Source organism: Brevundimonas sp. BAL450 (genome assembly GCF_015767455.1).
Lineage (GTDB): Bacteria > Pseudomonadota > Alphaproteobacteria > Caulobacterales > Caulobacteraceae > Brevundimonas > Brevundimonas abyssalis.
On the sequence record NZ_JADWOW010000060.1, the window covers coordinates 1 to 23,964 of the forward strand.

The 23,964-nt window shown below is 68.4% G+C and carries 24 protein-coding genes and 1 riboswitch; of the genes, 11 read left to right on the plus strand and 13 right to left on the minus strand.

The genetic code is table 11. The annotated features are described in order from the left end of the window. Positions 1 to 70: 70 nt before the first annotated feature. On the plus strand, positions 71 to 736 hold the full coding sequence (locus IWC96_RS12820; RefSeq protein ID WP_021698412.1) for a DsbA family oxidoreductase: 666 nt from the start codon (positions 71 to 73) through the stop codon (positions 734 to 736). Positions 737 to 818: 82 nt separating this feature from the next. Here the strand turns inward: IWC96_RS12820 and IWC96_RS12825 are convergent, their stop codons facing one another. Both IWC96_RS12825 and IWC96_RS12830 read right to left on the minus strand, forming a co-directional pair. Further along, entirely contained in the window at positions 819 to 1,538 is a 720-nt protein-coding gene (locus IWC96_RS12825) for a hypothetical protein (protein ID WP_045319357.1), read from the minus strand. Positions 1,539 to 1,545: 7 nt separating this feature from the next. Further along, entirely contained in the window at positions 1,546 to 2,046 is a 501-nt protein-coding gene (locus IWC96_RS12830; RefSeq protein ID WP_045319358.1) for a Panacea domain-containing protein, read from the minus strand. A gap of 43 nt (positions 2,047 to 2,089) precedes the next feature. Between IWC96_RS12830 and IWC96_RS12835 the strand changes: the two genes are divergently transcribed. Then, positions 2,090 to 3,403 carry a hypothetical protein gene (locus tag IWC96_RS12835; protein WP_045319359.1) on the plus strand — a complete coding sequence of 438 codons (1,314 nt, stop codon included), beginning with the start codon at positions 2,090 to 2,092 and terminating at the stop codon, positions 3,401 to 3,403. Positions 3,404 to 3,409: 6 nt separating this feature from the next. Here the strand turns inward: IWC96_RS12835 and thiC are convergent, their stop codons facing one another. The 4 genes from thiC to IWC96_RS12855 all read right to left on the minus strand — a co-directional run bounded on the left by thiC (position 3,410) and on the right by IWC96_RS12855 (position 7,499). After that, positions 3,410 to 5,203, minus strand: coding sequence for a phosphomethylpyrimidine synthase ThiC (gene thiC / locus IWC96_RS12840; protein ID WP_231379082.1), 1,794 nt, complete (start codon positions 5,201 to 5,203; stop codon positions 3,410 to 3,412). A 150-nt stretch (positions 5,204 to 5,353) separates the two neighbouring features. Further along, positions 5,354 to 5,462: riboswitch (TPP riboswitch) on the minus strand. 18 nt (positions 5,463 to 5,480) lie between these two features. Further along, positions 5,481 to 5,858, minus strand: a complete 378-nt coding sequence (locus tag IWC96_RS12845; RefSeq protein ID WP_021698415.1) for a hypothetical protein — start codon at positions 5,856 to 5,858, stop codon at positions 5,481 to 5,483. A 3-nt stretch (positions 5,859 to 5,861) separates the two neighbouring features. Beyond that, a complete protein-coding gene (locus IWC96_RS12850; protein ID WP_021698416.1) occupies positions 5,862 to 6,692 on the minus strand; it encodes a TIGR02587 family membrane protein in 831 nt (276 codons plus the stop codon). Between the two features lie 36 nt (positions 6,693 to 6,728). Next, positions 6,729 to 7,499, minus strand: coding sequence for a DUF4019 domain-containing protein (locus IWC96_RS12855; protein WP_021698417.1), 771 nt, complete (start codon positions 7,497 to 7,499; stop codon positions 6,729 to 6,731). A 58-nt stretch (positions 7,500 to 7,557) separates the two neighbouring features. On the opposite strand from IWC96_RS12855, the gene IWC96_RS12860 reads away from it, so the two are divergent. Both IWC96_RS12860 and IWC96_RS12865 read left to right on the plus strand, forming a co-directional pair. Continuing rightward, on the plus strand, positions 7,558 to 8,556 hold the full coding sequence (locus IWC96_RS12860; RefSeq protein WP_021698418.1) for a D-cysteine desulfhydrase: 999 nt from the start codon (positions 7,558 to 7,560) through the stop codon (positions 8,554 to 8,556). After that, on the plus strand, positions 8,556 to 9,206 hold the full coding sequence (locus tag IWC96_RS12865; RefSeq protein WP_021698419.1) for an aspartate/glutamate racemase family protein: 651 nt from the start codon (positions 8,556 to 8,558) through the stop codon (positions 9,204 to 9,206). The genes IWC96_RS12860 and IWC96_RS12865 overlap by 1 nt, the downstream gene beginning before the upstream one ends. Here the strand turns inward: IWC96_RS12865 and IWC96_RS12870 are convergent, their stop codons facing one another. Together IWC96_RS12870 and IWC96_RS12875 are read right to left on the minus strand one after the other, a co-directional pair. Continuing rightward, entirely contained in the window at positions 9,207 to 10,046 is an 840-nt protein-coding gene (locus IWC96_RS12870; RefSeq protein WP_196839058.1) for a DUF3298 and DUF4163 domain-containing protein, read from the minus strand. It abuts the gene before it with no gap. Between the two features lie 30 nt (positions 10,047 to 10,076). Beyond that, complete coding sequence (locus IWC96_RS12875; protein ID WP_021698421.1) at positions 10,077 to 11,090, minus strand: UbiA family prenyltransferase; 1,014 nt, start codon at positions 11,088 to 11,090, stop codon at positions 10,077 to 10,079. Between the two features lie 174 nt (positions 11,091 to 11,264). Here IWC96_RS12875 and IWC96_RS12880 point away from each other — a divergent pair, with 174 nt between their 5' ends. Continuing rightward, positions 11,265 to 13,499 carry a TonB-dependent receptor domain-containing protein gene (locus IWC96_RS12880; RefSeq protein WP_021698422.1) on the plus strand — a complete coding sequence of 745 codons (2,235 nt, stop codon included), beginning with the start codon at positions 11,265 to 11,267 and terminating at the stop codon, positions 13,497 to 13,499. A gap of 13 nt (positions 13,500 to 13,512) precedes the next feature. On the opposite strand, the gene ppk2 is transcribed toward IWC96_RS12880, so the two are convergent. After that, on the minus strand, positions 13,513 to 14,262 hold the full coding sequence (ppk2, locus tag IWC96_RS12885) for a polyphosphate kinase 2 (RefSeq protein WP_196839059.1): 750 nt from the start codon (positions 14,260 to 14,262) through the stop codon (positions 13,513 to 13,515). A gap of 98 nt (positions 14,263 to 14,360) precedes the next feature. Here ppk2 and IWC96_RS12890 point away from each other — a divergent pair, with 98 nt between their 5' ends. The 3 genes from IWC96_RS12890 (at position 14,361) to IWC96_RS12900 (ending at position 16,668) form a co-directional block, all read left to right on the plus strand. Next, positions 14,361 to 15,461, plus strand: a complete 1,101-nt coding sequence (locus tag IWC96_RS12890; protein WP_196839060.1) for a serine hydrolase — start codon at positions 14,361 to 14,363, stop codon at positions 15,459 to 15,461. Between the two features lie 56 nt (positions 15,462 to 15,517). Then, complete coding sequence (locus IWC96_RS12895) at positions 15,518 to 16,279, plus strand: extensin family protein (protein WP_021697935.1); 762 nt, start codon at positions 15,518 to 15,520, stop codon at positions 16,277 to 16,279. Positions 16,280 to 16,464: 185 nt separating this feature from the next. Beyond that, positions 16,465 to 16,668 (plus strand): cold-shock protein, encoded by a 204-nt coding sequence (locus IWC96_RS12900; RefSeq protein ID WP_021697934.1) that lies wholly within the window; start codon positions 16,465 to 16,467, stop codon positions 16,666 to 16,668. Here IWC96_RS12900 and IWC96_RS12905 read toward each other — a convergent pair. Together IWC96_RS12905 and IWC96_RS12910 are read right to left on the minus strand one after the other, a co-directional pair. Further along, entirely contained in the window at positions 16,665 to 17,627 is a 963-nt protein-coding gene (locus tag IWC96_RS12905; RefSeq protein ID WP_196839061.1) for a DMT family transporter, read from the minus strand. The two genes, IWC96_RS12900 and IWC96_RS12905, sit on opposite strands and share 4 nt — an antisense overlap. Positions 17,628 to 17,701: 74 nt before the next feature. Further along, positions 17,702 to 18,601: a hydrogen peroxide-inducible genes activator gene (locus tag IWC96_RS12910; RefSeq protein WP_196839062.1), complete on the minus strand. Its 900-nt coding sequence runs from the start codon at positions 18,599 to 18,601 to the stop codon at positions 17,702 to 17,704. A gap of 210 nt (positions 18,602 to 18,811) precedes the next feature. Here IWC96_RS12910 and IWC96_RS12915 point away from each other — a divergent pair, with 210 nt between their 5' ends. After that, a complete protein-coding gene (locus IWC96_RS12915) occupies positions 18,812 to 19,366 on the plus strand; it encodes a peroxiredoxin (RefSeq protein ID WP_045319186.1) in 555 nt (184 codons plus the stop codon). A gap of 189 nt (positions 19,367 to 19,555) precedes the next feature. After that, positions 19,556 to 20,086, plus strand: a complete 531-nt coding sequence (locus tag IWC96_RS12920) for a carboxymuconolactone decarboxylase family protein (protein WP_045319185.1) — start codon at positions 19,556 to 19,558, stop codon at positions 20,084 to 20,086. A 1-nt stretch (position 20,087) separates the two neighbouring features. Here the strand turns inward: IWC96_RS12920 and IWC96_RS12925 are convergent, their stop codons facing one another. Both IWC96_RS12925 and IWC96_RS12930 read right to left on the minus strand, forming a co-directional pair. Next, positions 20,088 to 20,630, minus strand: a complete 543-nt coding sequence (locus tag IWC96_RS12925; RefSeq protein WP_021697930.1) for an SRPBCC family protein — start codon at positions 20,628 to 20,630, stop codon at positions 20,088 to 20,090. A gap of 47 nt (positions 20,631 to 20,677) precedes the next feature. Beyond that, positions 20,678 to 21,529 carry a glutamate racemase gene (locus IWC96_RS12930; protein WP_021697929.1) on the minus strand — a complete coding sequence of 284 codons (852 nt, stop codon included), beginning with the start codon at positions 21,527 to 21,529 and terminating at the stop codon, positions 20,678 to 20,680. A 173-nt stretch (positions 21,530 to 21,702) separates the two neighbouring features. Here IWC96_RS12930 and IWC96_RS12935 point away from each other — a divergent pair, with 173 nt between their 5' ends. Continuing rightward, positions 21,703 to 23,826, plus strand: coding sequence for a M3 family metallopeptidase (locus IWC96_RS12935; RefSeq protein ID WP_196839063.1), 2,124 nt, complete (start codon positions 21,703 to 21,705; stop codon positions 23,824 to 23,826). Positions 23,827 to 23,964: the final 138 nt, after the last annotated feature.

The following is a 23,964-nucleotide window of genomic DNA, read 5'->3' on the forward strand; positions in this document are numbered from 1 at the left end:
CCGCTTCGCGGTCCCCCTCCCCCGATGGGGGAGGATTGCCCCGACCGCCCCCGCGCCCCATGTGCCATCCATGACAAAGACCCTGAAGATTGATTTCGTTTCGGACGTGGTGTGCCCCTGGTGCGTGGTGGGGCTGGGCGGGCTGGAGACGGCGCTGGAGACGCTGAAGGCCGAGGGCATCGCGGCGGAGGTGCGCTTTCAGCCGTTCGAGCTGAACCCGGACATGGCGCCCGAGGGCGAGAACATCGTCGAGCACATCGGCCGCAAATACGGCGCGACGCCGGAGCAGTCGGCGGCCAACCGGGCCAATATCACCGCGCGGGCGGCGGAGGCCTGGCCGGGGTTCGAGATGAACATGGGCGAGGACAGCCGCATCTGGAACACCTTCGACGCCCACCGGCTGCTGCACTGGGCCGGGGAGGTCGCGCCCGGGAAACAGGCGGCGCTGAAAAAGGCCCTGTTCCACATCCACTTCACCGAGGGCCGCAACCTGACCGACGCGGGCGAACTGACTGCGGCCGCCGAGGCCGCCGGCCTGGACCGCGCCGAGGCCGCCGAGGTGCTGGCCTCCGGCCGCTATGTGGACGCGGTGCGCGAGGCCCAGGCCCTGTGGCGCGCGCGCGGCATCAACGCCGTGCCCGCCGTGGTGGTGGAGGGCAAATACCTGATCTCCGGCGGCCAGCCGGCGGGGGTGTTTGAGGAGGCGTTGCGGAAGATGGCGGGGGATACGGCCTAGGCCGCCCCGCAGGCCTTCTACCAAGCCGCGTCGGTGGCTTGGTAGAAGCACCGCATGGCGCCGGCTAAGGTTCGTCTAAGACCTATCGCCCGAACAGACTCGGCTGATTGGGGTCCGAGGGCGCCTCATTTTTGTCCGCGACGGGAGCCTCTGCTCCCAATTCGGCTTGGGCAGCGAAGTAACCTTCCGCAAAAATCTCGAGCATTTCATTCTTGCGCGCCTCAGAAAGGCTGGGCACGTCTGACGCCTGAACAATCTTTAGTTCTCTGTCTTTTGAGCCTTTAGGCGCACTAAAGTCCAAGATCTGGAAATCTGCTGCCTCCAAGTCCGGGTCTTCGGCCAAAATCTCCCGTACCATCGTCACGAAGAGTGAAAGCCGCTCGTCCGCGAGCGGATTAGACTTCCAGAAGCTAAACCAAGGAAACACGACGCCCGTCCGGCTCCCGTATATGATCGGCGGGTCGAACGGCACCATCAAGCCACGGCCCGCTGCGTAGTAGCGTCGATCAACACCCATGACGTAGGTGGGCAACTCACCCGCAAAGTGATCAGCTATTAAGGGCAAAAGTTCGAGGTAATAGCCACGAACGTCTTCGCGTTTTACCTTGGTTCGAATTGCGTGTTCGATCTGCTCCCTAGATACACCAAACAGCAACATATCACGCACAAGGCCAAACAGAGCAGCATAGCTGAATGTGGGTGGATTTTTGACAAGATGAACCAACCCCTTTTGAACTTTGGTAGGGGTTTCATGCCAGTTGCGAGCCAAATGCTGCGCGGAAGGGACTTTCAGCTTAGCCATGAGATCATCACTGAAGAGAGAAAGGGACAAACGCGTGCGAATAAAAGCTTACGATACTGTCTTCCTTGATCTTCATCCCTGGATTGACCACGCCAGCGTGGTTCCAAGTTTCGTCCCAAGGCCCCCCCTTAGCATGACTCAACTTCACTAGGTCGCTTGCTCTGAGCTGACTGTAGAAGGAAACCACCTTCTCCAAAAACTCCTGAGTCGTCGAATCGAATTCATAATCCACGATTCGTGAAGAACCTGAAAGAGGGTCAAAGGATTTGGCCCGGGACGTAATTGACGAATTGTCGAACGACTTAAACTCTCGATATAGGTAGGGCAGGACAGGCCCAAACTCCCACGCCTCGAAGGAGTGCTTGACTAGCGGAGTCTTCAGTTCGATCAGGCTCCACACGTGACAGAAATAGACAATTTTTTGGAGCGCAAGATTAGAGATAGGGCGACCCACGTCCTCACAGACGTCCAACACGAAGTTCGCAATCGCTCTGCCGTCGTATACCATTCGGGGTCCGTTCTGCTTACGTTCTAGATGTGCGAAGCTGTGGATGCAATATCGCGCCAAAGATGGAGGTTTCGATTTGTACGAATGCCCCCTGGCCGCTGTGGACCAACGGCTAGCCGATCTCCACCGCCATTGGCACATCGCCGAGGCCGCATACTTCGACCCCGATGCGTTCAGGGTTGGGATTCAGACAGCCATCCAGACCGCCCGCACTGTGACCTTTATACTTCAAGCGCAAAAGGCGATCTTCCCCGATTTCGACGAGTGGTATTCGGGGTGGCAGGACAGATTTAGAGCCGACACGCTGATGCGTTGGATGGTGAACGCTCGGAACAGAATCGAGAAGCAGGGCGATCTCGAAACCCACAGTTGGGTTCGCGCGGAGATTGTTGCTTCGCATCTCTCCGGAGAAGGGCCGCGGATAGATGCACCAGCGGAATTGTTTGACGCTCCCTGGAAGATCGTCCGCGCGATTCCACGAGATGCGCTGGGAGAACATCTCCGCAATAAAGGAACCCTACGAATTGAGCGCAGGTGGGTGGAGAACACGCTTCCAGATTGGGAACTCCTCGACGCTGTGGCCACCACGTATGGGCGATTGGCTGAGCTCGTCGCCGATGCTCACGGAGCATTGGGGCTCACGGAGCCCGAAACCGTAGGGGAAGGGGAAACGGTCTTTGGGCCCGGATTTCGTGAAGGTCGGCTCCCCTGCATGGTTGGTCATGCAGACCGGCGTGCAAAGCTGTTTGGCTTATTGGACGGTCGTCCGCTGACTATCACCACCTCCACGGTCAAGGTAGACATCAGCAAGAGAGCTGAACTTGAAGCGCACTACGGGATGACGCCTAAAGAGATGTTCCCGAAGCCGAAGGGAGCCTCAGCCGAGGAGTTTGCTGAGGCCACCTTCGAGGCGGCCCGGAAGGTGTTCCTCAAAGATGGATACCACGCCCACATCAACTTCCTGCTCAAGAAGGGTGTTCTCGTCCAACTGGCGGAGAGCCGCATCGACGACCCCGGGCAGAAGTACCTTCTCTCCAAGAAGTTGGGAGACCATGTCCGGCTTTCCGGTGCCGACGCAGTCCTGCTGATAGACGAGATTTGGACAGCTCCCTTTGACCCTGCGTTTCCTTATCGGGGAGCCGCCGAAGCGCCCAACCGGGGCGAGGCGCTCGCAGCCAGTTTGGCTCAGCGAGACGGCGACATCGTACGGTGGACCGCGCAGATTCATCGCGACGGGGACAAGGTCACACTTGGCAAAACTCGCCGAGAAAGAGGTGGCGCCGCTTTTCATTTCGCTCACGTCTATGAAGCGTGGGGGAAAGAGATTCCCGCCGCTTGGCGAGCGACGGGCGCCTAGGACCCCTCACACCTTCACCTCGATCTCCCCGCCCCCGGCGCGGAATTTCTCCGCCATGTCCTGCATGCCCTTCTCGGCCTCCGCCAGCGATCCGCCGGCATCATTCTGCGCCGCCGCGGCGTCGCGGATGTCCTGGCTGATCTTCATGCTGCAGAATTTCGGGCCGCACATGGAGCAGAAGTGGGCGGTCTTGTGGGCGTCCTTGGGCAGGGTCTCGTCGTGGAAGCTGCGGGCGGTTTCGGGGTCCAGGCCCAGGTTGAACTGGTCCTCCCAGCGGAACTCGAACCGCGCGCGGGACAGGGCGTCGTCGTGCAGGCGGGCGGCGGGGTGGCCCTTGGCCAGGTCGGCGGCGTGGGCGGCCAGCTTGTAGGTGATGACGCCGGTCTTGACGTCGTCGCGGTCGGGCAGGCCCAGATGCTCCTTGGGCGTGACGTAGCAGAGCATGGCGGTGCCGAACCAGCCGATCATGGCGGCGCCGATGGCTGAGGTGATGTGGTCGTAGCCCGGCGCGATGTCGGTGGTCAGCGGGCCCAGGGTGTAGAACGGCGCCTCGCCGCAGTGCTTGAGCTGTTCATCCATATTGGCCTTGATCTTGTGCATGGGCACATGGCCGGGGCCCTCGATCATGACCTGGCAACCGTGGTCCCAGGCGACCTTGGTCAGCTCGCCCAGGGTGCGCAGTTCGGCGAACTGGGCCTCGTCATTGGCGTCGGCGATGGAGCCGGGGCGCAGGCCGTCGCCGAGGCTGAAGGTCACGTCATAGGCCCGCATGATCTCGCAGATCTCGGCGAAATTCTCGTACAGGAAGGACTCGCGGTGGTGGGCCAGGCACCACTTGGCCATGATGGAGCCGCCCCGGCTGACGATGCCGGTGACCCGCTTTGCGGTCATGGGCACGAAGGGCAGGCGCACGCCCGCGTGGATGGTGAAATAGTCCACGCCCTGTTCGGCCTGTTCGATCAGGGTGTCGCGGAACACCTCCCAGTTGAGGTCCTCAGCCACGCCGCCGACCTTCTCCAGCGCCTGATAGATGGGCACGGTGCCGATGGGGACCGGGGCGTTGCGCACGATCCAGTCGCGGATGTTGTGGATGTTGCGGCCGGTGGACAGGTCCATGACCGTGTCGGCGCCCCAGCGGGTCGCCCAGACCATCTTGTCCACCTCGTCGGCCACGTGGCTGAGCACCGCCGAGTTGCCGATGTTGGCGTTGATCTTGACCAGGAAGTTGCGGCCGATGATGCACGGCTCCAGCTCCGGGTGGTTGATGTTGGCCGGAATGACCGCGCGGCCCCGGGCGACCTCCTCGCGCACGAACTCTGGCGTCACGTAGTCGGGGATGGACGCGCCGAAGTCCTCGCCGTCGCGGATGGTGGCGCGGGCGGCGTCGCGGGCCAGGTTCTCGCGGATGGCGACGTATTCCATCTCCTCGGTGATGATCCCGGCGCGGGCGTACTCCAGCTGGGTGGCGGGGCGGCCCTCGCGGGCGCGCCAGACCGGGCGGGCGCTGTCGTCGAAGGCGGGGGCCAGATGGGCGCCGGACGCGCCGCCGTTGTCTTCCGGTTTGACCTGCCGGGGATCGGCCACCTGCTCCACGTCGCCGCGCCGGGCCAGCCAGGCCTCGCGGTGACGGCCCAGACCCCGCGCGATGTCGATGGCGGGGGCGTCCTCGGTGTAGGGGCCGGAGGGGTCGTAGACGACGACCGGGGGCTCGTCGGCCGTGGGGTGCAGGTCGATCTGGCGGTGGGGGACGCGGATGTGGGGGAAGAGGCTGCCGCTCTCATAGACCTTGCGGCCGCCCATGCGGGGACCGACGGTGACGTCGCCGGTTTGAGGAGCCCTGGAAGGATTCTTCTTGGGGGAAACGTTGATGTTCATGGCGCGGCCTCTTCGTTCGCAAGAGGGTGCGCCGACGATCAGAAAAGGCGGAGCGGTCCTGTGGCGCCGGGGCGTGAGGGCCGCCCGTTCCCGTCCCTTCGCCGGCATGACCCGGATCAGGTTCGACCGGTCAGAGGGACACCTCTATCTCAGCCGCTCAAGCGCGACCCCCGGGAGAACAGGCGAGCAGCCTACGCCAATCTCACGGTTCCGACCAGCCCGTGACGCGGGCCTCCACCGGGGCGGGGGCGCCGGGGAAGGCCAGGGCGACGGCGGTGCGGCCCTTGCCGGGCACATAGTCGATGGTGGTGGAGGCGGTCTGCCCGCCCGAGCGGCCCTCCACCTGCACGGCTGCGGCGGTGTCGCGGCCCAGGTTGCGCACCTCGATCTCGGCCACGAAGCCGCTGGAGGCGGGGCGCACGGCGGTGACCTCGGCGGTCAGGTCGGGCGGGCTGGGAGGCTGGATCGCCGCGTGGACGATGACCCCGGCGGCGGCGAGGGTCAGGACCAGACCCAGCCCCGCCATGATCCACTGCAGGACGGGATGCCCGGGGGTCGAGGATTTGGAGGAGTCGGCCATGGGCTACACCAGAAGACGGGCGGCGGCCGCGCCGATGGCGGCGGGGAAGCCCAAGACGAGGACCACGGACACCAGCTCGGCCAGACCCTGATCGGCGACGCGGCCGAAGGTCCACATGACGAACAGGCCCACCAGAAGGGCGATGGCGTAGCCGGGCAGGGTGAAGTGGAAGAAGGCGGCGACGGGCCGGCCGTGCTCCTCCTGACCGGCGAAGCCCGCGGCATAGACGATCAGGTGCATCAGGGTCACGGACAGGGTCATGAGGCCGAGAATCTGCAGGGGCGAGGCCTTGTAGGCGATCAGCTCCATCTCCTCGGTGGGGGCCATGTTGAGGGCCAGGAACAGGGCGCCGGCGGCCATCAGGAACAGCTCGCCCGGATAGGAGGCCTTGTCCTCGTCGCCGTCGTCCTTGTCGTCCCCGCCGGCCAGCTGACGCCGGGCCAGAAGCGCGCCCATGGCCGCGGGCGCGGCCTGCAGCATCAGCCGCCCCGCGACCTCGCCTGCCGGGTCGCCCCACTGGATGACCCCGAACAGGACCAGCAGCATGGCTGCGGTGATGAAGCCCACGGCCAGGGCGACGGCCACGTCCAGCCCGTCGCTGACCACGCCGCCCCCGTTGCTGAACCCGGCGTAGTACGACAGCCCCCACAGCAGGGGGACGCTGAGCGCCAGAAAGGCCAGCTGGCGCCCCGGCCCCATGGCGGCGCCCGCCTCCCACATCTCCATGGTCATGAGCAGCGGCAGGCCGAACAGCAGGGCGCCGCCGAAGGCGCGGCCCAGATCGCGCAGCCAGGCGCGTTCGCAGTCCAGGTCGATCAGGGCGGCGCCGGTCATGGGCGCTCAACGCGCGAGACGGGCCAAGGCTTCACCCTAGAGGATGGCGCAGAACCGCTGGCGCATTGCGGCGCGTGTCTGATCATCCAGTCCGTGATCCAGCCATGTCTGCTCCTGCCTCGTGAGGGTGAAGGGGATGACGCCGTCCGGGCTGAACCAGATCAGATAGCCGCACTCATCCCGCCGCTCCCATGAGGCGACGTAGTCCACAGCGGCGTAGTATCCGGGGGGAACCCCGTCAGGGTTGGCGTACCAGGTCAGGCGGGCCAGCTGGCGCGAGATGGGGGCGCCCGCTTCGGCTCTGTGCTGTTCCCGGGTGCGCGTCCATTCCGCCAGCGAGGCGCCGCCGGTCATCTCTTCGGAGGTCATGGCGAGGGAATCGGCATGCCGCGCCTCCTCGACGGCGGAGAAATACCGCTCGGTCAGTCCGTCTATTATCGGAGTCAGGCGCTCGAGGTCGGTCTCTGAAAGCGGGGGGGCGGTCGTCGCACTCGATGCCGGTGCGGCCTCTCTCATCCCGCAGGTCACATTCTGGACCAGGGTCACGCTGTCCACGCCGGCCGCATCGCCGCTCGACTCCACGGCTTCATTGGAGGTGAAGCTGTAGCGACCGAAGACCCAGGACTCCGACCCGCAGAGCCGCACCGCCGTCGGCTGCAATGCGGCCTGTGCGTTGCCCGGATTTGTCTCACCTTCAACGGTCACCGTGAGGCGATACGCCTGATCGCCCAGGGTTTCGACCTGCACATCCGGAAGGGGCGTGGGCTGAACCAGCAGCAGGACAGCGGCGAACGTCGATGTGGGCATTGCTGGATCCCTGGGCTAAGGCGACATCTGATCGAAGCAGAGCCAGGACCGTAAAGCCATGCATCTTTCCCGCTTTCCCCGTGTGCGTCTGGCGCATCTGCCCACGCCGCTGGAGCCGGCGCCGCGCCTGTCCGAGGCGCTGGGGGTGGATATCTGGATCAAGCGGGACGACTGCACCGGCCTGGCCGGCGGGGGCAACAAGACCCGCAAGCTGGAGTTCCTGCTGGGCGACGCGATGGCGCAGGACGCCGACACCCTGGTGACCCAGGGTGCGGTGCAGTCCAACCATGTGCGCCAGACAGCGGCGGCGGCGGCGTCCTGCGGCCTGGCCTGCGAGATCATTCTGGAAGAACGCACCGGGTCCACGGCGGCGGACTATGTGGGCAACGGCAATGTGCTGCTGGACCGGCTGTTCGGGGCGGGCATCCGCACCGTGCCCGGCGGGACGGACATGGTCGCCGAGCTGGAGACCACGGCGGATCAGGTGCGGGCGCGGGGCGGCCGGCCCTATGTGATCCCCGGCGGCGGGTCCAATGCGATCGGGGCGCTGGGCTATGTGGACTGTGCGCGGGAGATCGTGGTCCAGGCCGATGATCTGGATCTGGAGATCGACCGCATCGTCACCGCCACAGGCAGCGCCGGCACCCATGCGGGGCTGGTGGCCGGACTGGCGGTGATGGGGGCCGACATTCCGGTGCTGGGCATCGGGGTGCGGGCGCCGAAGGACAGGCAGGAAGCCAATGTGCGCAAGCTGGCCCACGAGACCTGCGCCCTGCTGGGCCATGCGGGGCGCATGAAGGACGAACTGGTGGTCGCGGACTGCGACTATGTGGGCGAGGGCTACGGCCTGATCGACGACGGGGTGATCGAGGCCCTGAAGCTGGCGGCGCGCACCGACGGGCTGGTGCTGGACCCGGTCTATTCAGCCAAGGCCATGAAGGGGCTGATCGCCCTGGCGGGGCAAGGCCGCTTCGAGGGGGAGACCGTGGTGTTCCTGCACACCGGCGGGGCGCAGGGCCTGTTCGGCTATCACAGCGAGCTGGACGGCAAGCTGTAATGGGCAAGGTGCTGGGGGTTCTGGGCGGCATGGGGCCGGCCGCCACGGTGGCCTTTCTGGAACAGCTTCAGGCCCTGACCCCGGCGTCGGGCGACGCCGACCACATCCGGGTCATCGCCGACATCAATCCCCGCGTGCCCAACCGCAACACGGCGCCGGAGGCGGCGGGCCGCGAACTGGCGCGTATGGCGGCGGCCCTGAGGGACGCGGGCGCCGAGGTGCTGGCCATGCCGTGCAACACCGCCCACACCCACGCGGCGGCGATCGTCGAGGCCTCGGGCCTGCCGCTGATCCACATGATCGAGGAGACGGCCCGGGCGGTGCGTGAGGCCGGAGCCCGGCGTCCCGGCGTGCTGGGCACCGGCGCCGGGCGGATGCTGCACGCCGAACGCCTGGACGCCTTGCTGCTGGATGCGTCGGATCAGGCGGCGTTCATGGACCTGATCGGACGCATCAAGGCCGGCGATACGGGCGAGGCGGTGCGAACCGGCATGGCCCGGCTGGCCGGCCGGCTGGTGGATCAGGGCGCCGACGCGGTGGTGGCGGGCTGCACCGAGGTTCCGCTGGTGCTGGGACCGGGGGATCTGGACGCGCCGCTGATCGACACCAGCCGGGTGCTGGCGGCCGCCTGCGTCAAGGCGTGCCGTTGATCAGCCCAGGTCGGTGACGTCGCCGGTGCGGGGGGGCTGGCCGGCGAACTCGTCGGCGTAGGCGGGGGCCAGCAGGGACCGGAACACCGACTGGGGGATGGCGACCTCGTAGCCGCCCTCGGCGTAGGGGCCGACCTGATAGGGGCCGATCAGGAAGATCAGTCCGCCCGCCTTGCCCGGGGTGGTGGACGGGGCCAGCACGAAGGGGGTCGTGCCCGCGCGCGGACAGGACCAGCCGCCCTGGGTCGGGTTCAGGCCGATGGGCTGCGCGTCCGGATTGCGGCCGCGCCGGGCGGTGTTGAGGGCGTCGCACAGGGCCTGGTCCAGGGCCGACAGGTCGGCGCCGCGCCGGAACAGCTGGGCCGGCTGGACGAACTGCTTGAGGGCCTTGTCCCAGATCACCGCGCCATAGGCGGGGTTGGGGTGGGCGCCGCCGGTGTATTCGGAGCTGTTGCGCTGCAGGCTGATCAGCTTGCCGGTCTCGCCCGCAGCCACATAGTCGATGTGCTTGGAATAGGGCGGCAGATCCATGTCGCCTTCGTATTCGGTGCGGTCCGCCTGGGCGCCCTCGGAGAAGGTGCGCAGCTCGCGCACGGCTTCCGCATACAGGCGGGCGTGCAGGTCGGGCTGGGCGCGGACCGCGTCAGGCAGGGCCAGCTCGACCTGGGCGAAGCGGTTCTCGCTTTCGTAGGTCATGGGCGCCGCGCCGTCGGCGGGGGTGACGGCGGCGCCCTCGGCCGGGGCCTCGGGGGCGGGCGCCTCGCGCTCGCGGCGGTCGCAGGCGGCCAGGGTCAGGGCTGCGGCGGCGGTCAGGATCAGGGCGCGGGACGGCAGGCTCATCAAGGGTCTCCTCGGGAAGGAACGGCCAGCCTACAACGAGATCGCGCCGAGCGCGACGGCGGCCAGCAGGATCAGCCCCGCCTCGCGGTTGGATTTGAACAGGCGCAGGGCCAGGGCCCCGTCGTCGGGCTTCAGGCGGGCGATCTGCAGGGCCAGATGACCGGCATACGCCAGCAGGCCCAGGGCGAACAGCGGGCCGAGCCCGGCCAGCACCCCGGCGCACGCCGCGCACAGCACGGCCAGGCCGTAGAACACCGCGACCCCGGTCCTGACCTTGCCGCCCAGCCGCCGGGCGGAGGACTTCACCCCCACCATGGCGTCGTCCTCGATGTCCTGCAGGGCGTAGATGGTGTCGTAGCCGAGGGTCCAGAACACCCCGCCGAGGTAGAGCAGCAGGGCCGCCAGGGTCAGGGTTCCGGGATTGCCCGCATCCATATGGAAAAACGCCACGTCCGGGTTGAACCATTCAAAAATGGTTCCACGCCACGACCACATGCTGGCCGCCGCCGCATAGCCCAGCAGGGCGCCCCAGTTGAAGGTCAGGCCCAGCCAGGCCTGGGGCCACCAGGTGATGCGCTTCATGAAGGGATAGGCCGCCACCAGCACCAGCGATCCGACGCCCAGCAGTACAGCGGTCAGGTTGAAGGTCAGCAGGATCAGCAGGCTGATCAGGGAACAGCCGATGACGAAGGCCCAGGCCCGCTTCACGCTGATGCGCCCGGAAGCCACGGGCCGGGCGGCGGTGCGGGCCACCTGCCGGTCGATGTCGCGGTCGACGATGTCGTTGAAGGCGCAGCCCGCCGCCCGCATCAGGCAGGCCCCGACGGCGAAGGCGATGACCAGCCAGATCGTATGCTCGGGCGTTCGGCTCCGATCCTGCTCAAACAGAGCCAGAGCAATCCCCTGCCACCCGGGCAGCAACAGCAGCCAGATGCCGATGGGCCGGTCGAAGCGGCCCAGCTTCAGCCACGGCTTGAGGCCCTCCGGCGCGAACCGGTCCACCCAGTTGGCGCGGGCTGCGTCGGGAAGCGGCGCGGTGTTCATGGGCGAGCCATAGCGCCGCTTTGCGGCCCGGGCGAGTGGGCTGACGTCGTTTCGGCGCCACAGCGGGAGAAATGCGAACGCATCGCATTGCCATTCGCGACGCCGCCGCCTAAGAGCGCCAAATCTTAAGAATGCGTCGCAATCAAGCGTACGCGCACCCCGGACCTCAGCCCCATGACCCACCGCGCCGCCGTCTCCGTCCTCGCCCTCGCCGCCGCCCTGGCCGCCCCGACCGCCTGGGCCGCAGACAGCGATCCCACGGTGCTGGAGGCGGTCATCGTCACCGCCTCGGCGGAGGACGCCCGCACGGTGGGCGGGTCGGCGACCTTCCTGGACGACGATGCGCTGGAGGTGTTCGGCCACGCCGACGTCAACCAGGTGCTGCGTCAGGTCCCGGGCGTGTTCCTGCAGGAGGAGGACGGCTTCGGCCTGCGCCCCAACATCGGCATCCGGGGCTCGGGCACCGACCGCTCGGGCCGGGTGGCGGTCATGGAGGACGGGGTGCTGATCGCTCCGGCCCCCTATGCGGCCCCGGCCGCCTACTACTTCCCCCGCCTCGCGCGCATGACGGGCGTGGAGGTGACCAAGGGCCCCGGCGCCATCAAATACGGCCCCCTGACCACCGGCGGCGCCATCAACCTGTTCTCGACCCCCATTCCCGAGGCGGCGGCCGGCGAGCTGGAGCTGCTGGGCGGGACCGACGGCGCCCTGCGCGCCCACGGCTGGGCCGGGGGCTGGGCGCCGCTGGGCCAGGGGCTGGAGATCGGCGGCCTGATCGAGGGTCTGCGCGAGGAGAGCGACGGCTTCAAGGCGCTGGACAACGGCGGCCCCACCGGTTTCGGGATCGACGACCTGGTGTTCAAGCTGGCCCTGCGCACCGGGCCGGGCGCCGCCCTGCCCCAGTCGCTGGAGCTGAAGCACCAGACCTATGACGAGACCTCGCACGAGACCTATCTGGGCCTGACCCTGGCGGACTTCGGCGACGATCCGTTCCGGCGCTACAACGGCAGCCAGGCCGACCGCATGGATGTGGCCCACGACACCTGGCAGCTGACCCACCGCATCGCCCTCTCCAGCGCCCTGGACCTGACCACCGTCGCCTATCGCACGGACACCACCCGCGCCTGGTACAAGCTGAACGACGTGCGCAACTCGGCCGGGACCGGCTGGGTCGGGATCAGCGCGGTGCTGGCCGATCCGGCGGCCTATGCGGACCAGATGGCGGTGCTGGTCGGGGCGGACGGCTTCACCAGCGCCGACGGCGCCCTGCGGGTGCGCAACAACAACCGCGCCTATGAGGCGGAAGGCATCCAGACGGTCCTGACCGCGCGCTTCGACACCGGCGCCCTGTCCCACCAGCTGGAGGTTTCGGCCCGCTATCATCGGGACTCCGAGGACCGGTTCCAGCGGGACGACCTCTACCGCATGGACGACGGAACCATGGTCCTGACCAGCGCGGGCGTGGACGGGACCCAGGCCAACCGGGTCGCCGAGGCCGAGGCCTGGGCCTTCTTCGTGCGCGACGTGATCCGCGCCGGCGCCCTGACCCTGACCCCCGGCGTGCGCTATGAGACCATCGACCTGACCCGCACCAACCATGCCCTCGTGGGCGGGCCGCGCGGCGCGCCCCTGTCCGTGATCGAGTCCAGCGTCGACGTGTGGATCCCGGGCGTGGGCCTGACCTATGACCTGACCCCGTCCCTGCGTCTGGTGGCGGGGGCGCACCGGGGCTTCTCCAACCCCGGCCCGGGCTCCTCGGTGGATCCGGAGACCTCGTGGAACTATGAGGCGGGGGTGCGGCATCGGTCCGGCGGTCTGGACCTGGAGGTCATCGCCTACGTCAACGACTACGACAATCTGCTGGGCACCTGCACGGCCTCGACGGGCGGCGGCTGCACCATCGGCGACCAGTTCTCGGGCGGCGCCTTCGTGGCGCGCGGTGTGGAGGCGACGGCGGCCTATGATCTGGGTCCGACGGTGGGCGTGGGCTTCGGCCTGCCGGTGTCGCTGGTCTACACCTTCACCGACACCGAGTTCCGCACCAGCTTCTCGTCCAGCTACGAGCCCTGGGGCGAGGTGCAGGCCGGGGACGAGGCGCCCTATCTGCCGGCGCATCAGCTGACCCTGAACGCCGGGGTCCGGTTCGACCGGTGGCGCGCCGACGTGCGGCTGAACCGGGTCAGCGAGGCCCGCGCCGTGGCCGGATCGGGACCCATCGCCGCCGGGGACCGCATCGACGCGCGCACCCTGGTGGACCTGGCCGGGTCGTTCGACCTGACCGACAATGTCGCCCTGTTCGCCAGCGTCCAGAACCTGACCGACGAGGTCTACAACGTGAGCTTCTCGCCCGCCGGGGCGCGGCCGGGCGCGCCGCGCATGGCCATGGGCGGCCTGCGCCTGAGCTTCTGATCCAAGCCGGAGGTCAGGGCGCCATGCGGCCTTCGGCCTCGTGGAACGGGAAGACGATGTCCGGGTCGGGGACGATCGGCTTTTCACGGCCCGGGCGCTCCAGCCGGGACAGGACGTGGCTCATGATGCCGAGCCGGGCGTCCTTCTTGCGGTCGGTGCCCACGATGGTCCAGGGCGAGTGGCCGGTGTGGGTGGCCCACAACATCTGGTCGCGCGCGGTGGAGTAGTCGTCCCAGCGGGCCTGGGCCACGCCGTCCAGGGCGGAGATCTTGAACTTCTTGAGCGGGTCTTCGCGGCGCGCCTCGAGCCGGGCGGCCTGCTCCTCGCGGCTGATATCCAGCCACAGCTTGATCAGGGCGATGCCGTGGCGGGTCAGCATATCCTCGAATTCGGGCGCGTCCTCGAGGAAGGCGGCGTGCTCGGCCGGGGTGCAGAAACCCATGACCGGCTCGACGCCGCCGCGATTGTACCAGGAGCGGTTGAACACCACGAACTCGCCCGCCGCCGGGAAGTGGGGGGTGTAACGCTGGAAATACCACTGGGTGGTCTCGCGCTCGGTGGGCTTGGGCAGGGCCACCACGCGGGTGTTCCGCGGGGCCATGTGGGCGGTCATGCGGCGGATCGCGCCGTCCTTGCCGGCGGTGTCGCGCCCCTCCAGCACCACCAGCACCCGGCGGCCCTCGGCCATGAGCCAGGCCTGGGTCTGGACCATCTCGATCTGGAGCCGCTTCAGGCTCGCCTTGTAACCATCGTTTTTTGTCATGACCCACAGTGCGGCCGGCGGCGCGGCGGCGCAAGCGGGGCGCGAGGTGACAGGGTCGGCGATCCGGCTAGACTGCGTCCCGAGACAGGAGACACGCCATGCTCGACCGCCGCCGCCTGATGCTGGGCGCCGCCGCCCTGACGGCCGCCGGCGCCGCCGGACCGGTTCTGGCCACGCCCTCGCCGCGCGACGCGGCGCTGGCGGAGGCGCTGGAGCGCTCCGGCGCGCCCGCCCTGGCCGGGGCGGTGATCGGGCGCGAGGGCCTGATCTGGAGCGGGGCGGCGGGGGTGCGGATCGCCGGGGGCGAGGACGCGGTCACCGATCAGGACCTGTGGCATCTGGGATCCAACACCAAGGCCATGACGGCCATGCTGTACGGACGGCTGGTGGAGGATGGCCTGGCCCGCTGGGGCGCGACCCTGCCCGAACTGTTCCCGGACCTTGAGGTCGATGCGGCCTGGGCGGAGACCACGCTCGAGGACCTGATGGCCCACCGGGCGGGCCTGCTGGACGCGGCCGTGCTGGACATGCCGACCCGCGTCGCCGGGCTCAGCGACCCGCGCCCGGTGGACGAACAGCGCACCGATCTGGCCCGCCGCGCCCTGGCCGCGCCGCCCACGGGCGAGCCGGGCGTCTTCGCCTATGGCAATCTCAACTATGTGCTGGCGGGGGCGGCCATCGAGCGCCTGACCGGGACGACCTGGGAAGACGCCATGCGGGCGCGGCTGTTCCAGCCGCTGGGCATCACCAGCGCGGGCTTCGGTCCGCCCGTGGGCGATCAGCCGCGCGGCCACATGAACCTGGGCGGCCCCGTGCCGGTGGAGCCGGACCAGCCGGGATCGGACAATCCGCCATTCATGGGCCCGGCGGGCACGGCCCACATGACGCTGGCGGACTATGGCCGGTTCCTGGCGCTGTTCCTGACCGACGGCGGCGGATTCGTGACGCGGGAGACCCTCGCCCGGCTGACCACGCCGCCGGAGGGCGCGGACTACGCCCTGGGCTGGGCCGTGGCGGCGAACAGCCCGCTGACCGGCGGCCCGATGCTGGCCCACGAGGGCTCCAACACCATGTGGCATGTCACCACCGTGGTGGCGCCCGCGCGCGGCCTGGCCGCCGTCGCCGCCTCCAACGACCACGGCCGGGGCGGCGGCGCGACCCAGGGGCTGGCCGCCCGGCTGATCCGGCCGGAAGGCTGAACACGGCGGACGCGAACCGTTTTGGCGCCGTCACGCCCTTGGGCTAGACAGGGTCGATGGATCGCGATCTGGCCGACTTCTGGAATCTGCTGTGGGAGTTGGCGCTGGGCGTGGCGGCGGGGTTTTTCCTGCTGAACGCCTTCGCACCGCCCCAGGATCTGCCGTGGAAGCCGCTGGATCTGGAAGCGCCCATCGGCCGGGCGACGGCGGCCAAGGTGTCGGACTTCGAACTGGCGCGCACCGCGGCGGCCGAGGAGGTGACGGCGGTCACCGACGCCTGCATGGCGATGCTTCGCGAGGCGGGGGTGGAGGTCGAGCGGGCCCCAGACCGGGACGACGGCGGCTTCTGCATCGTGCGCGGGGCGGTGCGCATCACCGGCGGAGACGTGACCCCGCTGGCGCCGGGCGGGCTGGTCATGCAGTGCCCCCTGGCCATGCGCTATGTGATCTGGGACCGGCAGGTGCTGCGGCCCGCGGCGCAGGAGACCTATGGCGCCGATGTGGCCCGGGTGGACAACTACGGCTCCTATTCCTGCCGCCGCATCTATGGCTCGGAACGGATCAGCGACCGGCCCAGCGAGCACGCGCGGGCCAATGCCCTGGACGTGGCGGGGGTGACGCTGGAGGACGGACGGCGGGTCAGCCTGGCGGCGGACTGGGACGGCGACGGCCCGGCCGGACGTGAGGGCTCGGTGTTCCTGCGCCGCCTCAGCCGGGGCGCCTGCCAGGTGTTCTCCACCGTGCTGGGGCCGGACTACAACGCCGCCCACGAGGACCACCTGCATTTCGACGGCGCCCCGCGCAGCCTCTGCAGCTGAAATCCGCGAGTCGTTTCCCGGTTGACCGTTCTGGACAGACGGGAGAGAAAGTTGCGTGGTCCGAGACTGCGCGTGGTCAAACCCGTGTCGTCGGCCGCCCATCCGGGCGGGTTCTCCTTGATCGGACCGCCGTACGCTCCGTCGGGGCGTATGACTGGAAGAAGCGCCATTACGGAGTGCGCAACATGGCGACCGGCACGGTCAAGTGGTTCAACCCCACGAAGGGCTTCGGCTTCATTCAACCTGAAAACGGCGGCAACGACGTGTTCGTCCACGTCACCGCCGTGCAGAAGGCGGGGTTGCAGGGTCTCGATGAGAACGCCCGCATCGAGTACGAACTGGAGGAGCAGCGCGGCAAGACCGCCGCGGTGAACCTCAAGCTTCTCTAATCCTTCCGGCCGGAAGGCTCAGGATTTGAAGACAGGACGGGCGCGGGATCCACAGGTTCCGCGCCCGTTTGCCGTTCAAGGGCCGCCGGCAGGCGTCCCCGCGCGCTCCATTGCGCCAGCAGCACGGCGGACAGCACCAGGGCGCCGCCGGCCATCTGGATGGCGGTCATGGTCTCGCCGAAGATCAGCCAGCCGAGGACGGCGGCCACCACCGGCTGGATCAGGATGACCACGGCGGTCATGGCCGCCGAGACCCGGCCCAGGGCCCAGGCCACCCCGCCCTGTCCCGCCACATGCATGACGCCCAGGCCGACGCAGGCGGCCCATCCGGCGAGGGTGGCGGGGATGATGGACTCGCCCAGCACCAGACAGGCGGCCAGCATCAGGGGAATGGGGATGGCGGTGCTCCACAGCATGACCCGCACCGCGCCCGCCGTGGAGCGGGCCGCCTTCACCGCCAGGAAATAGCCCGCGTACCAGAGCGCCACCGACAGGGAGAGCAGGTCGCCCAGCAGCGGATCGGTCCCCTGCCCGCCGTCCGCCCCCGCCGCCATGGCGAAAGCGCCGGTCATGGCGAAGGCCAGGGCCAGCACGAACACCGGGCGCGGCCGCTGCTTCAGCACGAGCCAGGCGAACAGGGTGACGACGACAGGCGTCAGGTTGCACAGCACCGTGGCGTTGGCCACGGAGGTCATGACGATGCCGTAGTGCCAGAACGACAGGTCCAGAAAGAAGAACAGCCCCGCCAGCGCCATCCATCTGGACGGCCTCCCCACGCCCTCGCCGCCGGGCCGATGGGTCAGCAGGAGCAGCAGCGGCAGGGCGAAGATGAACCGCCACAGTCCGGCCGCCGCCGGTCCGGTCTCGGTCAGGCGAACCAGAATCGGCGCGAGGCTCAGCACCACGGCGGACGTGATCAGGACGATGAGCGGGAGAAGGGCCGCGAGGCGCGGGGACATCATGGCCGATCAGGCTCGCATTAAACTGGACCGATGCCGGTCTAGCGCCGCGCGGCGGGATTGGGGAGCCGCAATCAGTTCAGGGTCAGGGCCTCGGCCAGCATGCGGGCCTCGGCGGCGCGGCTGGAGCCGGCCCGCCAGGCCACCACGATCTCGCGGCGCGGGGGCAAGCCGGCGCTGGAAATGGAGATGGGCCGGGTGACGACGCCCGAGCCCTGGGTCAGGCCCGCGGTGACGGCCATGCGCGGCAGGAAGCTGACGCCCAGCCCGGCGTCGATCATCTGGACCAGGGTGTGCAGGGAGCTGGCGGCGAAGACGTCGTCGCCGCGCGGCGTCTCGATGTCGATGGCGGCCAGGGCCTGATCGCGCAGGCAGTGGCCGTCCTCCAGCAGGATCAGGTCCGAGGCCTCGAGATCGCCGGCGCCGAGGGTCTCGGCCAGGGCCAGGGGGTGGCCGGCGGGGGCGGCGGCGAGGATTTCGTCATAGCCGATGCGGGCGTGGTCGATGCCCGCCGCCTCATAGGGCAGGGCGATCACCGCCGCGTCCAGTTGGCCGCTCTTCAGCTGGGCCACCAGACGGGGAGTCAGATCCTCGCGCAGGAACAGACGCAGGGCCGGGTGCCGGTCCTTGAGGCGCGGCAGGGTGGCGGGCAGCAGGAACGGGGCGATGGTGGGGATCACCCCAAGGCGGAATCGGCCGCACAGGGGCTTGCCGGCGTTGCGGGCGGCCTCGACCAGATCCTCGGTGCGGGCCAGCACATCCTCGGCGCGCTTGACGGCCTCCGCGCCCACGGCGGTGAGCTGGACCGCGCCGCGGGTGCGCTCGACGACGGGGGAGCCCAGCACCTTCTCGAGCTCCTGCACCCCGGCGGACAGAGCGGGCTGGCTGACGTGCGCCGCCTCGGCCGCGCGGCTGAACGAGCCGTGCTCGGCGAGCAGTTTCAGATACTGGAGCTGGCGCAGGGTGGGGAGCATGAGGGCGGCATAGGCTCTTTCTATGCGAAGATCAAAAGTCATCGCACATATTTATGAAGAGATGAGGCTCGGCCTATGTGGGCCATAACCAAATCTTATGGTTATGCGTCGTTGTGACAGTTTGACTTTGTGCGCTGCAAGGTCCATCTCGCAGTTGCGGTCGTCACCTCCCCCGACGATCAATCGAAACAAAAGCAACGGAGAAACGCGATGCTCGGCGTCGGCGCAAAACTGCCTGAATTCAAACTGGTCGGCGTGAAGCCCGGCTTCAACAACCACGAAGAGAACGGCGTGTCGGCCTTCGAACCGCTCACCCAGGACAGCTTCGAGGGCAAGTGGAAGGTGATCTTCTTCTATCCCAAGGACTTCACCTTCGTGTGCCCGACCGAGATCGCGGAATTCGCCAAGCTGGCGCGCGAGTTCGAAGACCGTGACACGGTGGTTCTGGGCGGCTCGACCGACAACGAGTTCGTCAAGCTGGCCTGGCGCCGCGACCACGCCGACCTGGACAAGCTGCCGATCTGGTCCTTCGCGGACAACGGCGGCAAGTTCGCCCGCGACCTGGGCGTGCTGAACGAGGACGAGGGCGTGGCCCTGCGCGCCACCTTCGTGGTGGACCCGCACAACGTCGTGCAACACGTCTATGTCACCAACCTGAACGTGGGCCGCGCCCCGGCCGACACCCTGCGCGTGGTGGACGCCCTGCAGACCGACGAGCTGTGCGCCTGCAACCGCCCGGTGGGCGGCGAAACGCTCGCCGCGTAAAGACGGCGAACCGAGCTGAGGAAGGCGGCGGCGCGTGTGTCGCCGCCTTTTTCGCGGCTCGCTCTTATTTTTAGGGCGCTATCGCTCGACGCGCGGCGTCTCGCTGCTTGAGCGCGTTCATGTCTTGCGGCTGAAGCAGCGAGCGCCCGCGGCGCGAGCGGTAGCCGCTTTCCGAAGGAAACCTCAACAATGTCCATCGACGCCCTGCGCGACCTGATGCCGTCCTACGCCAAGGACATCTCGCTGAACCTCAGCTCCCTGGCCAACGAGACCCTGCTGAACGACCAGCAGAAGTGGGGCACGTTCCTGGCCTGCGCCCACGCCGTCGGTTCGGCGCCGGTGGTCCGGGCGACCGAGGCGCTGGTGGCCGACAAGCTGAGCCCGGAAGCCGCCGACGCGGCCCGCGCCGCCGCCGCCATCATGGGCATGAACAACATCTACTACCGCGCGCTGCACCTGATGAAGAACAGCGAGTACCAGACCCTGCCGGCGCGCCTGCGCATGAACATCATCGCCAACCCGGGCGTGGAGAAGCTGGACTTCGAGCTGTGGTCGGCGGCGGTGTCGGCCATCAACGGCTGCGGCGCCTGTCTGGACGCCCACGAGGGCGAGCTGAAGAAGCACGGCGTGGCCAACACCCAGGTCCAGGCCGTCCTGCGCATCGCCTCGGTGATGAACGCCGCGTCGCGGGTGGCGGCCGCCGAAGCCGCGCGCGCCTGACCTAGTTCCGGGCGTCCAGATGGTCGCCCAGCCGCCGGAACTGTTCGGCGATGACGCCGTCGATGGTCTCGGCCATGGCCCCGACGCCCGGCCCCTGAACCATGAAGGTCCAGCGCAGTTCACGCTGCGCCGGGCCTTCGGGATCGGCCCAGGTCATGGTCAGGACGGCGTCGGCGCCCACGGCCTGGAGCGGGCCGAAGGGGGCGTCGACGCGCAGCAGCCGCTGGTCCGGCCAGGCCAGCACGATCTCGCCGTGCTTGACCCCGCCGCCGGGCAGATCCTCGCACCAGCAGCCGCCCGGCGTCGGCTCCAGCCGGATGTTCGCGGCCGAGCCGGAATAGGTGTGCGCGTCGCTCCACCAGTCGGCGGGACGGGTCACCGCCGCCCAGACCGCTTCCGGGGACGCGGAAACGGATCGCGAATAGGTCAGGGTGAAACTGGTCTCGGTCCGGGCCGTGATCTCGGCGGAGGCCTGACCGGCCGCGGCCACGACGACAGCCAGGGCGACACCGAGCGTGGCCCATGTGCGCGTGGAGGATTTCATGGCGTAATCTCCCGTTTCCCGCAGGATCGCGCCAATGCGTCGGGGCTTCAAGCCGCGTCGAAGGTCAGGGGCGCGCCCCAGAACTGGCTGACGAGGGCGGACTGGGGGCCGGGGGCGCCGGTGGTCAGGAAGGTGCGGCGGCCCGACCCGCCGATGTCGTAGTCCGGGTGGCGGGCGAAATAGCGCTCCAGGGAGTCGGCCACGGCGGTGGGCTGGTGGATCAGCTCGACCCCCTCGGGCAGGGCGCGCCTGAACACGTCGGCGACGATTTCATAGTGGGTGCAGCCCAGAACCGCCTTGTCCGGATGGCGGCCGATGCGGCGGCGCAGGGCGTCCACGTGGTCGCGCACGACGACCTCCAGCTCCTCGGCCGGCGCGCCCAGCTCGATCAGGCCGGCCAGGCCGGGGCAGGGCTCGGTGAAGACGGCGATATCCTCGCGGCGCTTGTCGATCTCGATCTCATAGACCCGGCTCATGGCCGTGGCGGCGGTGCAGAAGACCCCGGTGACGGCGATGGCCTCGATCTTCTCGTCGCGCGGCTCGGCCTCATAGCTCCAGGGCAGGCCGGTGGCCGCCTCGATGGTGGGCACGATGATGCCCAGCACATTGACCGGACGGCCCAGCCGCTCGCGCTCGCCGGGAATCCAGGTCTGCTGCAGACGGCGCAGGGCGATGGCCGAGGCGGTGTTGCAGGCCAGGACGACCACGGAGGCGCCCGCGTCGAACAGGCGGCGGCATCCGTCGCGGGTCAGGTCGACGATCTCCTCGCCGCCCCGGCCGCCGTAGGGGGCGTGGGCCTGATCGGCCAGATAGATGAAATCGGCGCCGGAAAACCGGTTCACCAGCTCGCGGTGAACGGTCAGCCCGCCCACGCCGGAATCGAATACGCCTATGGCCATGGCCGGGCTTTAGCCGGATTTCTCCAAACCGAACAGGCTTGCGACAGGCGGGCTCGCGCTCCATTACATTCGTTCAGGTGACGGTCAGGCGCAGGATGATACTGTGCCGGTCACAAAAGGCCGAAACGGGCGTGCGCTTTCGCGCCGTGGGGCCGGAGATAACGGGAGTTCTCATGAACAGACGGCAGATGATCCTCACCAGCGCGGGCGTGCTCGCGGTCAGCGCTTGCGCCACCATGCCCGCCGCCCCCGGGGCGGCCGAAACGGTGCTGACCGGCAACCCGCTGGCCGACCCGTGGCCGGGTCCGTACCAGGGCGTGCCGCCGTGGGACCAGGTGACGCCGGACCTGCTGCGCGACGCCCTGAACAAGGGCATTGAACAGATGCGCGCCGAGGTGGCCGTGGTGGTGAACAACCCCGAGCCCGCCACCTTCGAGAACACCATCCTGCCCATGGAGCGGGGCGGCCAGCACATCCAGCGCGCCGGTTCGATCTTCGGCGTGATGATCGGCAACATCGGTTCGGCCGACTATCAGGCCCTGAACCGCGAGATGTCGCCGATCCTGTCGGCCGCCAGCGACGAGATCACCTTCAACGAGGTGCTGTTCCAGCGCATCCAGGCCGTGCATGAGGGCGCCGAGGCCGCCGGGCTGAGCGCCGAGCAGCGCCGTCTGGTCGAGCGGGAGTACGAGGGCCTGGTGCGCAACGGCGCCGCCCTGAACGCCGCGGGCAAGGCAGAGCTGGGCCGCATCAACCAGAGCCTGTCCACCGCCTTCACCAATTTCCAGCAGAAGGTGGTGGCCGACGAGCAGCTGTTCACCCACATCGCCGCCGAAGCCGGCGTGGCGGGCCTGCCGGACTCCAACAAGTCGGCCGCGGCCGAGGCGGCCAGCAGCCGCGACCTGTCGGGCTATGTGATCGTCAATACCCGCTCGGCGGTGGACCCGTTCCTGACCTTCGCCGACGACCGCGGCATGCGCGAGCAGATCTGGCGCAAATTCGTGAACCGCGGCGACAACGGCGACGCCAACGACACCAATGCGACCATCGCCGAGATCCTGCGCCTGCGCGCCGAGCGCGCCCGCCTGCTGGGCTTCGAGACCCACGCCCACTGGCGCATGCAGGACACCATGGCCAAGACGCCCGAGGCGGCCATGGAGCTGATGATGCGGGTCTGGCCGCCCGCCGTCGCCCGCGTCGGCGAGGAAGTGGCCGAGATGACCCGCATGGCCGGTCACGAGATCGAGCCCTGGGACTACCTCTATTACCTCGAGAAGGTCCGCAAGGAGCGCTACGACCTCGATCAGAACGACCTGAAGCCCTATTTCGAGCTCAACTCGATGAAGCAGGGCGCCTTCCACATGGCCGAGCGCCTGTACGGCATGGTGTTCACGCCGCTGCCGGACGGCACGGTGCCGGTGTTCCACCCGGACGTGAAGGTGTTCGAGGTCACCGACAAGGACTCGGGCGAGCACATCGGCCTGTTCTATTCGGACGACTTCGCCCGCTCGGGCAAGCGGTCGGGCGCCTGGATGACCACCTACCGCAGCCACTCGACCATCGACGGCGAGCGCAATGTGCTGGCGTCCAACAACAACAATTTCATCAAGGCGCCGGTGGGTGAGCCGCTGCTGATCTCGCTGGACGACACCCTCACCCTGTTCCACGAGTTCGGCCACGCCATCCACTATCTGCTGTCGACGGTGAACTATCCGAGCCTGGGCGGCACCCCGCGCGACTTCGTGGAGTATCCGTCGCAGGTGCACGAGAAGTGGGTGCTGACGCGCCCGATCCTGGACCGGTTCGCGCGCCACCACGAAACCGGCGAGGCCATGCCCCAGGCCCTGCTGGACAAGATCGAGGAGTCCTCCACCTTCGCCGAGGGCTACCACACGGTCAGCTATCTCTCGTCGGCCCTGGTGGACATGGACCTGCACAACCGGTCCACGGCGGTCACCGACCCGGACGCCTTCGAGCGCGAGGCCCTGGAGCGCATCGGCATGCCGCCGCAGATCGTGATGCGGCACCGCCTGCCCCAGTTCAATCACCTGTTCACGTCCGACGCCTATTCGGCGGGCTACTACTCGTACCTGTGGTCCGAGGTGATGGACGCCGACACCTGGGCGGCCTTCACCGAGGCGGGCGATCCGTTCGACCCGGACACGGCGCGGCGGTTCAAGGAGATCATCCTGGCGCCGGGCAACACCACGGACCGGGCCGAAGCCTATCGTCAGTTCCGCGGCCGCGATCCGGACGTGACGGCGCTGCTGCGCACGCGGGGCTTCCCCACCAGTTAAGCGCGCGTCTCAATCGCAAGGGTTGGAGGCCCGCCGGATCGATCCGGCGGGCCTTTTTCCTGCGTATACCCCCTTCTGTCGGGCGCCAGACAGACAGCTTGGCAGGAACCACCTATGGGTGAGTCTCAATGCGCAGGG